Below are 11,267 nucleotides of genomic sequence, written 5' to 3' on the forward strand. Positions count from 1 at the left end.
ATCGACATGAAAAAACTGACTTTGCTACTGAGCTGCGTCCTGCTGTTTGCCGGCATTGCGCAAGCCGCTGAAAAACCGGTGATCCGCATCGGCGCCCGGGTCTTCACCGAACAGACCCTGCTCGCCGAAATCACCTCCCAGTACCTGCGTACCAAGGGCTACGACACCCGCGTGACCGGCGGCCTGGGCAGCAACCTGGCGCGCAGTGCCCAGGAAAGCGGGCAACTGGACCTGATCTGGGAATACACCGGTGTATCCCTGGTGGCCTACAACCATGTGGACGAAAAGCTCGACAGCGAACAGTCCTACGCCAGGGTTAAAGAACTCGACGCGAAAAAAGGCCTGGTCTGGCTCTCGCCGTCGAAATTCAGCAACACCTACGCCCTGTCCCTGCCGGAAAACGTGGCCAAGGAGTATCCGCAGATCAACACCATCAGCGACCTGACCCAGGCGCTGGCCGAGCCGACCCGTGAGAACCGCCTGGTGGCCCTGGACACCGAGTTCGCCAACCGTTCCGACGGTATGGCCGGCATGGTCAAGCTGTACGGCATGAACCTCACCCGCAAGAACTCCCGGCAGATGGACGCCGGCCTGGTCTACACCGCCCTGCGCAATGGCCAGGTGTTTGCCGGCCTGGTGTACACCACCGATGGCCGCCTCAACGCGTTCAAGTTGAAGCTGCTGGAAGATGACTTGCACTACTTCCCGGACTACACCGCAGCCCCGGTGGTACGCCAGGTTTATCTGGATGCCCACCCGCAATTGGCCGCCGACCTCAAGCCCCTGGCGGCGCTGTTCGACGATGAGACCATGCGCCAGCTGAACGCGCGGGTCGACGTCGACCATGAAAGCCCATCGGCCGTTGCCGCTGATTTCCTGCGCCAGCACCCACTCAACTAAAAGAGGAGAAGACATGGAATTTTTAAACGCCTTTTCCCATCTTGATTGGGCCCAAGTCCTGCACCTGACCTGGCAGCACATCACCCTGGTCGGGATCGCCGTGATCCTCGCGATTGTCGTCGGCGTGCCCCTGGGCGTGCTGATGACCCGCTTCCCGACCTTGGCCGGCCCGTTGCAGGCCAGCGCCACCGTGCTGCTGACCGTGCCGTCGATTGCCCTATTCGGCCTGCTGCTGCCGTTCTACTCCAAGTTCGGCCAGGGCCTGGGGCCGATGCCGGCCATCACCGCGGTGTTCCTCTACTCCCTGCTGCCGATCATGCGTAACACCTACCTGGCCCTGACCGGCGTCGAGCCGGGCATCCGCGAAGCCGCCAAAGGCATCGGCATGACCTTCGGCCAGCGCCTGCGCATGGTCGAGCTGCCCATCGCCGTACCGGTGATCCTCGCCGGGGTGCGCACCGCCGTGGTGATGAATATCGGGGTGATGACCATTGCCGCCACCATCGGTGCCGGTGGTCTGGGTGTACTTATTCTGGCTTCCATCAGCCGCAGCGACATGTCGATGCTGATTGTTGGCGCCGTACTGGTCAGTCTCCTGGCCATCTGCGCCGACCTGCTTCTGCAATGGCTGCAACGCTCGCTGACTCCAAAAGGATTGCTCAAATGATCGAACTTCAAAACCTGTCCAAGACCTTCCAAAGCAACGGCAAGACTGTCACCGCCGTTAACGACGTGAGCCTGACTGTCAATGAAGGCGAGATTTGCGTATTCCTCGGCCCCTCGGGCTGCGGCAAGAGCACCACGCTGAAGATGATCAACCGCCTGATCAAGCCCACCTCGGGCAAGATCCTGATCAACGGCGAAGACACCACCGACCTCGATGAAGTGACCCTGCGCCGCAACATCGGCTACGTGATCCAGCAGATCGGCCTGTTCCCCAACATGACCATCGAGGAAAACATCGTGGTAGTGCCCAAGCTGCTGGGCTGGGACAAGCAGAAGTGCCATGACCGCGCCCGCGAGTTGATGAGCATGATCAAGCTCGAACCCAAGCAGTATCTGCACCGCTACCCCCGTGAATTGTCCGGTGGCCAGCAACAGCGGATCGGCGTGATCCGCGCCCTGGCGGCCGATGCGCCGCTGCTGTTGATGGATGAACCGTTCGGCGCGGTCGACCCGATCAACCGCGAGATGATCCAGAACGAGTTCTTCGAGATGCAACGCGCGCTGAACAAGACGGTGATCATGGTCAGCCATGACATCGACGAGGCGATCAAGCTGGGCGACAAAATTGCCATCTTCCGCGCCGGCAAGCTGTTGCAGATCGACCACCCGGACACCCTGCTGGCCCATCCTGCCGACGAGTTTGTCAGCAACTTTGTCGGCCAGGACAGCACCCTCAAGCGCCTGCTGCTGGTCAAGGCCGAAGACGCGGCGGACAACGCCCCGTCGGTCAGCCCGCAAACCCCGGTGGCCGATGCCCTGGAGCTGATGGACGAGCATGACCGGCGCTATGTGGTGGTCACCTGCGCCGAGAACAAGGCGCTGGGGTATGTACGCCGTCGCGACCTGCATCGTCAGACGGGTACCTGCGCCCAATACCTGCGCGAGTTCAACGCCACGGCGGCGTTTGACGAGCACTTGCGCATCCTGTTGTCACGCATGTACGAGTTCAACCGCTCGTGGCTGCCGGTGATGGATGCCGAGCGGGTGTTTTTGGGTGAAGTGACCCAGGAGTCGATTGCCGAGTACCTGAGCTCTGGTAAGTCCCGTGGGGGCAAGACCAGTATCGTGTCGCCAGCCGAAACCGCGCAGGCCTGACCCTGATCGTTCCCACGCTCCGCGTGGGAATGCCGCCGGGGACGCTCTGCGTCAAGCTCAGGGTGACGCAGAGCGTCACTGGATGCGTTCCCACGCGGAGCGTGGGAACGATCATCAATCCGTCACACCGGTCGGTTACATAAGTAGCTGCACTGCGCCTGGCGACGAACGCGTGTAAAAACGCGACATTTTTAGTTGATCTCAAGCCCCTCACGCCCTAAAGTTCGCGCCGAACGTCCATGCTGGAAACGATCCATCCGGCTCAAGTACTGACGACGAGACAGCAAGGCCAAGGGCAGCTTACCCCATGGCCTTTTTGCTTTCGGCGACATGCCTTGGGAAGTAGGCGAACCAAAGTGGGGATACGGAGGACGTTCATTTGCACCCATTGATCAATTTAGTTTGCCCTTAGGAGTTCCCAGCATGTCGATCAACGTCGAAGACTATTTCGCGCGCGCCACCTTTGACAAAATGAAGGCGTTCGCCGACAAGCAAGAAACCCCATTCGTGGTGATCGACACCGCGATGATCAGCCAGGCCTACGATGACCTGCGCGCCGGTTTCGAGTTCGCCAAGGTGTACTACGCCGTCAAGGCCAACCCGGCTGTCGAGATCATCGACCTGTTGAAAGACAAGGGTTCGAGCTTCGACATCGCCTCGATCTACGAGCTGGACAAGGTCATGGACCGCGGCGTCAGCGCCGACCGTATCAGCTACGGCAACACCATCAAGAAATCCAAGGACATCCGCTACTTCTACGAGAAGGGCGTGCGCCTGTTCTCCACCGACTCCGAAGCCGACCTGCGCAACATCGCCAAGGCCGCGCCGGGCTCGAAAGTCTATGTGCGTATCCTCACCGAAGGCTCGACCACCGCAGACTGGCCTTTGTCGCGCAAATTCGGCTGCCAGACCGACATGGCCATGGACCTGCTGATCCTCGCCCGCGACCTGGGCCTGGTGCCGTACGGCATCTCGTTCCACGTCGGTTCGCAGCAGCGTGATATCAGCGTGTGGGACGCCGCCATCGCCAAGGTCAAGGTGATCTTCGAGCGCCTGAAAGAAGAAGACGGCATCCACCTCAAGCTGATCAACATGGGCGGTGGCTTCCCGGCCAACTACATCACCCGCACCAACAGCCTGGAAACCTACGCCGAGGAAATCATCCGCTTCCTCAAGGAAGACTTCGGTGACGAGCTGCCGGAAATCATCCTGGAGCCGGGCCGTTCGTTGATCGCCAACGCCGGGATCCTGGTCAGTGAAGTGGTGTTGGTGGCCCGTAAATCGCGCACCGCCGTCGAGCGTTGGGTGTACACGGATGTGGGCAAGTTCTCCGGCCTGATCGAAACCATGGACGAAGCCATCAAGTTCCCGATCTGGACCGAGAAAAAGGGCGAGATGGAAGAAGTGGTGATCGCCGGTCCTACCTGCGACAGCGCCGATATCATGTACGAAAACTACAAGTACGGCCTGCCGCTGAACCTGGCCATTGGCGACCGCCTGTACTGGCTGTCCACCGGTGCGTACACCACCAGCTACAGCGCCGTTGAATTCAACGGTTTCCCACCGCTGAAATCCTTCTACGTCTGACCCCGTAGGAGCCGGCTTGCCGGCTCCTACAACTCTTCTGCGCGTTGTTGGTAGGCAGCAGCCATGGCGCGAATCTGCGGATCATTCGCCGCCGCCAGCGCTTTGTGCGCCACCTGCAAAAACTTCAGATTCCCGCCTTCCAGCGCCCGGTGCAGCCACTCCAGGGCCGCCTCGACCTGGCCTTGATCCGCCAGCACGGCGGCATAACTGAACTGCCCGCGAAAATCCCCACCTTCGGCCGAGCGGCGATACCACTCAAGCGCTGCGGGCAGGTCTTGCGCGCAGAATTGCCCTTCTTCCAGGTACCGCCCCAACAGGTTCATCGACTTGGCATGCCCCAGTTCGGCAGCCTGGCGATAACAGGCCAGTGCCTGCTGCGGGTCTGGCTCCACCCCGCGCCCGGTAGCCAGCAGGTTCGCGTAGTTGTACAACCCCCAATCCAACCCGGCCTCTGCGGCCTGGCGGTATTCCCCGGCGGCGGCCCGCTCATTGGCGGCGCAGCCCCAGCCATGTTCCAGGCAGCGCCCCACCATATTGCGGGCCATCCGGTGGCCGCCCTGTGCCGCAATCTGGAACCAGCGCAGGGCCAGTGCTGCATCGCGCTCGATCCCGCGCCCTTCCAGGAGAATTTGCCCCAGTAGCGCCTGGGCATCGAGCACGCCCTCCTTCGCCGCCATCAGGATCGCCTGGGCCGCGCGGGCCGGTGATTCGTCGAGCATGGCCCGCAGTTGTTCGCCGTCGAGGCGTTCTTCGCGGCGCAAGTGAAAAGCCATGCTCAGACCTCGACCCAGCGGCGCAACAGGTTGTGATAAGTGCCGGTGAGCTGGATCAGCGCCGGGTGGTCCGGCACATCGCGGGTCAATTGCTGGATCGCGCCGTCCATTTCAAACAGCAAGGTGCGCTGGCTGTCTTCGCGCACCAGGCTTTGGGTCCAGAAAAACGCGGCATAGCGCGCGCCCCGGGTCACGGCGTTGACCTTGTGCAGGCTGGAGCCTGGGTACAACACCATGTCACCGGCCGGCAACTTGACCCGCTGCAGACCGAAGGTGTCCTGGATCTCCAGTTCGCCGCCGTCGTATTCATCCGGGTCGCTGAAAAACAGCGTAGAGGACAGGTCAGTGCGTACCCGCTCGTGGCTGCCCTTGGGCTGGCGCACGGCGTTATCGATATGAAAGTCGAAGCTGCCACCGGCGGTGTAGCAGTTGAGCAAGGGCGGGAAGACTTTATGCGGCAGGGCCGCCGACATGAATTGCGGGTTTTGCCACAGGCGCTCGAGCATGGCCGCGCCGATTTCCTTGGCCAGTGGATGGCCTTCGGGCAATTGCAGGTTGTGCTTGGCCTTGGCCGACTGGTGCCCGGCGGTGATCTTGCCGTCGGCCCAGTCTGCCTGCTCCAGGGCCTCGCGGATGCGCAGGACTTCTTCGCGGGAGAACAGGCCGGGAATATGCAGCAGCATGGGGCGTTACCTGAGGGCAGAGGGGCGCCAATGGTATTGATTACTATTGACGCTGTAAAACCCTGATCCGACGGGCAGACGTATGAGCCGGCAAAAACCGTAACCCCTGAAGTGTAAATTTTGTAAATTGAATGCGAATAGCAATGTATCTCAATTGCTATGCATAATTGTTTACAATATATTTCGCGCCCTAACATCCTTGGGGTAGGGAATTTCATGTCGCGCCACATTACAAAAACACCAAACAGTTCACCGCGCTTGCTGGCCTCGGCCATTGGCATGGCCATCAGCGCCAGCTCCGTTGCCCATCTGGCGCAAGCGGCCGAAGAGACCGAACACAAAGGCGAGCGCAACAGTATCTCCCTGGGCGCCACCAGCATCACCGGCCAGGAACAGGACGCGACTTCCTACCAGACTGAAAAAGCCTCTTCGCAGAAATACACCGCGCCCCTGGTCGACACCCCACGTTCCGTCACCGTAGTGCCAGCGCAGGTGCTCAAGGACACCGCCGCCACCTCGCTGCAAGACGCCTTGCGCACCGTACCGGGGATTACCTTTGGCGCCGGTGAAGGTGGCAACCCCCAGGGCGACCGTCCGTTTATCCGTGGCTTCGATGCCCAAGGCGACACCTACCTGGACGGCGTGCGTGATACCGGCGGCCAGAGCCGGGAAATTTTCGATATCGAGTCCATCGAAGTCAGCAAGGGCCCCAACTCCTCGTTCGGTGGCCGTGGCTCGGCCGGTGGCAGCCTCAACCTGGTGAGCAAGACCCCACAAGCGCGGGACTTCCTCAACGGCGGCTTTACCTACGGCTCCGACCAGACCCGGCGCTATGCCCTCGACGTCAACCGCCAGTTCCTCGACAGCGCCGCGTTCCGCCTGAACCTGATGAGCCACGAACAGAACGTGGCCGGCCGTGACGCAGTCAATTACGACCGTTGGGGCGTGGCACCGTCGCTGACCTTTGGCCTGGGCACCCCGACCCGCGTCAACCTCAGCTACTACCATATGGAAAGCAATGACCTGCCGGATTCGGGCATTCCTTATGGCTATAGCTCCGCCGCAGCCACCGCCCACGGTCACGACAAGCCGACCGATGGCGGCGACAGCAATAATTTCTATGGCCTGAAAGATCGCGACTTCCGCAAGACCCGCGCCGATATCAGTACGTTCTCCATCGAGCACGACCTGAACGACAACATGACGATCAAGAACACCCTGCGTCATGGCAGCACCGGCCAGGATTACGTCCTCACTCAGCCGGACGACAGCAAGCTCAACGTCAACCAGTTCGGCACCGTCTGGCGCCGCGCCAACAGCCGCGTGTCGACCACCACGACCACCACCAACCAGACCGATCTGTTTGGCAGCTTCCAGGCCCTGGGCTTCAAGCACAGCTACTCCACCGGCCTGGAATTTACCGGTGAAGAAACCCGTGTCAGTGGTTATACCGTCAGCCCTAACGGCAACCCTACCGGCGGCTGCACACCTGGCAAGGTCGGCAACAGCGGCGGCCAATGCACCTCGCTGGGCAACCCGAACCCGGACGACGCCTGGACCGGCAGCGTCGCCCGCAACTACATGGGCACCAACACCAAGGCCACCAGTCGCGCCGCCTATGTATTCGACACCATCGAACTCGATCCGCAATGGCTGCTGAACGTCGGCCTGCGCTATGACACCTTCGACACCGAGGCCAACACCAACGCAACCACTGGCCGCACCAAGCTCAAGGATGACAGCCAGTTCTTCAACTGGCAGGCCGGCCTGGTCTGGAAGCCGATGGAAAACGGCAGCATCTACACCTCCTATGCCACTTCGGCCTCGCCTGCTGGCGGCCTGGTGGGTGAGGGTGTCGACTCCAACGCCATCCCAACCGGCATCAACACCAGCGACCTGAAGCCGGAAGAAACCGTCAACTACGAGCTGGGCACCAAGTGGGATCTGTTCCACGACCGCCTGTCCCTGACCGCTGCCGTGTTCCGCACCGAGAAGAAAAACGCGCGCATTCTGGTGAACTCCAACACCTATGAAAACGCCGGTGAATCCCGGGTCGATGGCCTGGAGCTTTCCGCCAGCGGCAAACTCACCGAGCAATGGCAGGTATTCGCCGGCTACAGCTACCTGAAAAGCGAGCTGGTGGACCCCGGCAAAAACGGCAACCGCCAGGGCGTGGTGACTGCCGGCTCCAACAAGGGCAACGAAATGCCCAACACGCCGAAGCATTCCTTCAGCCTGTGGACCACCTACGACATCACCTCGAAGCTGACCGTCGGCGGCGGTGCATTCTATGTCGATGACGTCTATGGCGATGCCGCCAACACCGTCTACGTGCCGTCCTACACCCGCTACGACGCCATGGCCAGCTACAAGCTGACCAAGAATGTCGACCTGCAATTGAACGTGCAGAACCTGACCGACAAGACCTACTACGACAAGGCCTACGGCGCGCACTTCGCCAACCAGGCCGCCGGTCGTACCGCCCTGTTGACCACCAGCTTCCACTTCTAAGGCGCTAGACGTTTCATGCAAAAGCCCCGCGCATTGGCTGCCCGGGGCTTTCGTCTGTAAAAAAGAAAGTTTCTCGACCACCCACGGCATAATGCCCGCCGTAAAAATCATATCCAGCTCAGCGAGGCCGTCCGACGTGTTGAAGAAAACCCTGTTCCAGTTGCACTGGTTTTTCGGCATTAGCGCCGGGCTGGTGTTGGCATTGATGGGGATTACCGGGGCCGCGTACTCGTTCCAGGATGAAATCCTGCGGGCGCTCAACCCCACGGTACTGACCGTGCAAAAACAACCCGCCGGGGTGCTGCCGCCCGCTGAACTGGTGCGCAAACTCGAAGCCACCGAAGGCAAGGCCGTGGCCATGCTGTGGGTGGAAAGCGAAAGCGGCAACGCTGCCCGCGTGTTCTTCACCCCGCCACCGGGCGAGCGCCGGGGGCAGATGCGCTACTTCGACCCGTACACCGGCGACTACCTGGGCGATGCCGTCGGCCAGGACTTTTTCGGCCTGATGCTGCAACTGCACCGCTTCCTCGCCATGGGTGACATCGGTCGGCAAATCACCGGTGCCTGTACGCTGATCCTGATTTTCTTCTGCCTCTCTGGCCTGTACCTGCGCTGGCCGCGCCAGGTGGCGAGCTGGCGCGCCTGGCTGACCCTGGACTGGCGCAAGAAAGGCCGCAGTTTCAACTGGGACCTGCACTCGGTGTTCGGCACCTGGTGCCTGCTGTTTTACCTGTTGGCCGCACTCACCGGTTTGTCATGGTCCTACGAGTGGTACAACAAGGGCCTGACCCGGTTGCTGTCCGATGCCCCGCAGAACGAGCGGGTGCGCAATCGCGGTCCGGCGCCGGCGGGCCCGGCGCCCATCGCCAATTACGAGGCGATCTGGAGCAGCATCTACAGCACCGCCGGCCCGGGCCTGAGTGCCTACAACATCCGTATGCCAGCCGTCGCCGGGCAACCGGCCACGGTCTACTACCTGTTGCAGAGCTCGCCCCATGACCGCGCCCTGAACCAGATCAACCTCGACCCGGCCACCGGCGTGGTCAAAAGCGTCGAGCGCTATGGCGACAAAAGCCTCAAGGCGCAGCTACTGACCAGCCTCTATGCGCTGCATGTCGGCAGTTATTTCGGCCTGGTGGGGCGGATCATTCTTACCGTCACTGCGCTGTGCATGCCGCTGTTCTTTATTACCGGCTGGTTGCTGTACCTGGACCGCCGCCGCAAAAAACGCCAGGTGCGCGATGCCCGTAAAGGCCTGGGCGACAACCACAGCGATGCACCGGCCTGGCTGATCGGTTTCGCCAGCCAGAGCGGCTTTGCCGAGCAACTGGCCTGGCAGACCGCCGGCCAGTTGCAGGCCGCCGGGGTGCCGGTGAAGGTGCAGCCCCTGGGCAGCGTCAGCGAAGACGACTTGCGCCAGTCGGAACATGCACTGTTTGTGGTCAGCACCTTCGGCGATGGCGAAGCACCGGACAGCGCACGCGGCTTTGAACGCCGCGTACTGGGGCGCGACCTTGCCCTCCAGGGCCTGAACTACTCGGTACTGGCCCTGGGCGATCGTCAATACCCGCACTTCTGCGGCTTTGCCCGGCGCCTGCACTTCTGGCTGACCCGCCAGGGCGGCAGCGCCTTGTTCGCCCCGGTCGAAGTCGACAGCGGCGACCAGGAGGCCCTGCGGCACTGGCAACAACAACTGGGCCAGCTCACCGGCCATGCACCGGCCGCCTGGGCCAGTGCCCCCTATGAAAGCTGGACCCTGGGCCAGCGCACTCTGCTCAACCCTGGCAGCAGCGGTTCGGGGGTCTACCTGCTGGGCCTCACCCCGCCGGCACCGCGCGACTGGCTGGCCGGCGACCTGGTGGAAATCCTGCCACGCCATTGCCCGTGGGCCGTCGAACATTTCCTCGCCGGGTTGGGCATTGCCGGCACGGACGAAGTGCTGATCGATGGCTTGGCACGGCCCCTGGAACAGGTGCTTGCCAGCCGCCAGTTGCCGGACAATCGCGCCCATCTGGTCGGCCTGCACGCCCAGGCCCTGGTGGAGGCGCTGGTGCCGATGGGCATGCGCGAATACTCCATCGCCTCGATTGCCAGCGATGGCGTGCTGGAGCTGATCGTGCGCCAGGAACGCCATGCCGACGGCAGCCTGGGCCTGGGTTCGGGCTGGCTGACCGAGCACGCGCCACTGGGCACGGCGATCAGCCTGCGGGTGCGGCGCAACAGCGGCTTCCACCTGCCGACAGACCCGGTGCCAATGATCCTGCTGGGCAACGGCACGGGCCTGGCCGGCTTGCGCAGCCTGCTCAAGGCGCGCATCGCCGACGGCCAGCAGCGTAACTGGTTGCTGTTCGGCGAGCGCAACATCGCCCATGACTATCACTGCCGGGATGAGCTGCAAGGCTGGCTGGCCAGTGGCGACCTGGCGTTGCTGGACCTGGCGTTTTCGCGGGATCAACAAGAGAAAATCTACGTCCAGGACCGCCTGCGCGAGTCTGCCGATGTACTGCGTAAATGGCTGGCCGAGGGCGCGGCGATTTATGTCTGCGGGAGTTTGCAGGGCATGGCGGCCGGTGTGGATCAGGTGTTGGTGGATGTCCTGGGCAGCGAGGCGGTGCAACGCCTTATCGAACAGGGCCGCTACCGCCGGGATGTCTACTGACCTACACCCATCAAAATGTGGGAGCGGGCTTGTGTGGGAGCGGGCTTGCCCGCGATGGCGGTCTGTCTGTAACCCATAGGCTGGCTGATCCACCGCAATCGCGGGCAAGCCCGCTCCCACAGGTTTAATCGTATTTCAAATCAAGAAGCCTGAAAGCCCACAAACGGCGGGATGTCTACTGATCTCTGGACATGCACACATCCAAATGTGGGAGCGGGCTTGCCCTAATGCCAGTCAGTTAAGCCCTCCCGCTTTCTTTTTGGGGTATTTGACCGGCCTGGGCTTGACCACCCTGGGGTAACTTCGTTGACGCCTGGCAGGTAACATGAAGTG

At 61.9% G+C, this 11,267-nt stretch carries 8 protein-coding genes; 6 read left to right on the top strand and 2 right to left on the bottom strand.

What is annotated here, in order from left to right:
• Positions 1-6 precede the first annotated feature (6 nt).
• The 4 genes from BLL38_RS20020 (at position 7) to BLL38_RS20035 (ending at position 4,308) form a co-directional block, all read left to right on the top strand.
• Positions 7-900 carry a glycine betaine ABC transporter substrate-binding protein gene (locus BLL38_RS20020; RefSeq protein ID WP_076964050.1) on the top strand — a complete coding sequence of 298 codons (894 nt, stop codon included), beginning with the start codon at positions 7-9 and terminating at the stop codon, positions 898-900.
• 13 nt (positions 901-913) lie between these two features.
• Positions 914-1,567 carry an ABC transporter permease gene (locus tag BLL38_RS20025; protein ID WP_076964051.1) on the top strand — a complete coding sequence of 218 codons (654 nt, stop codon included), beginning with the start codon at positions 914-916 and terminating at the stop codon, positions 1,565-1,567.
• Positions 1,564-2,721 (top strand): osmoprotectant ABC transporter ATP-binding protein OsmV, encoded by a 1,158-nt coding sequence (locus BLL38_RS20030; protein WP_076964052.1) that lies wholly within the window; start codon positions 1,564-1,566, stop codon positions 2,719-2,721. The genes BLL38_RS20025 and BLL38_RS20030 overlap by 4 nt, the downstream gene beginning before the upstream one ends.
• A 423-nt stretch (positions 2,722-3,144) precedes the next feature.
• Positions 3,145-4,308 (top strand): type III PLP-dependent enzyme, encoded by a 1,164-nt coding sequence (locus BLL38_RS20035; protein ID WP_032861941.1) that lies wholly within the window; start codon positions 3,145-3,147, stop codon positions 4,306-4,308.
• 26 nt (positions 4,309-4,334) lie between these two features.
• Here BLL38_RS20035 and BLL38_RS20040 read toward each other — a convergent pair whose 3' ends face one another.
• Positions 4,335-5,081: a tetratricopeptide repeat protein gene (locus BLL38_RS20040; RefSeq protein WP_076964053.1), complete on the bottom strand. Its 747-nt coding sequence runs from the start codon at positions 5,079-5,081 to the stop codon at positions 4,335-4,337.
• A 2-nt stretch (positions 5,082-5,083) separates the two neighbouring features.
• Complete coding sequence (locus tag BLL38_RS20045; RefSeq protein ID WP_076964054.1) at positions 5,084-5,764, bottom strand: Fe2+-dependent dioxygenase; 681 nt, start codon at positions 5,762-5,764, stop codon at positions 5,084-5,086.
• Positions 5,765-5,980: 216 nt separating this feature from the next.
• On the opposite strand from BLL38_RS20045, the gene BLL38_RS20050 reads away from it, so the two are divergent.
• Positions 5,981-8,275: a TonB-dependent receptor gene (locus BLL38_RS20050; protein WP_076964055.1), complete on the top strand. Its 2,295-nt coding sequence runs from the start codon at positions 5,981-5,983 to the stop codon at positions 8,273-8,275.
• A 136-nt stretch (positions 8,276-8,411) separates the two neighbouring features.
• The gene (locus tag BLL38_RS20055; RefSeq protein WP_090412920.1) at positions 8,412-10,934 is read left to right on the top strand and encodes a PepSY domain-containing protein; all 2,523 of its coding nucleotides are present in this window, start codon (positions 8,412-8,414) and stop codon (positions 10,932-10,934) included.
• Positions 10,935-11,267 lie beyond the last annotated feature (333 nt).

This window comes from Pseudomonas gessardii (assembly GCF_001983165.1).
Taxonomy (GTDB): Bacteria; Pseudomonadota; Gammaproteobacteria; order Pseudomonadales; family Pseudomonadaceae; genus Aquipseudomonas; species Aquipseudomonas gessardii.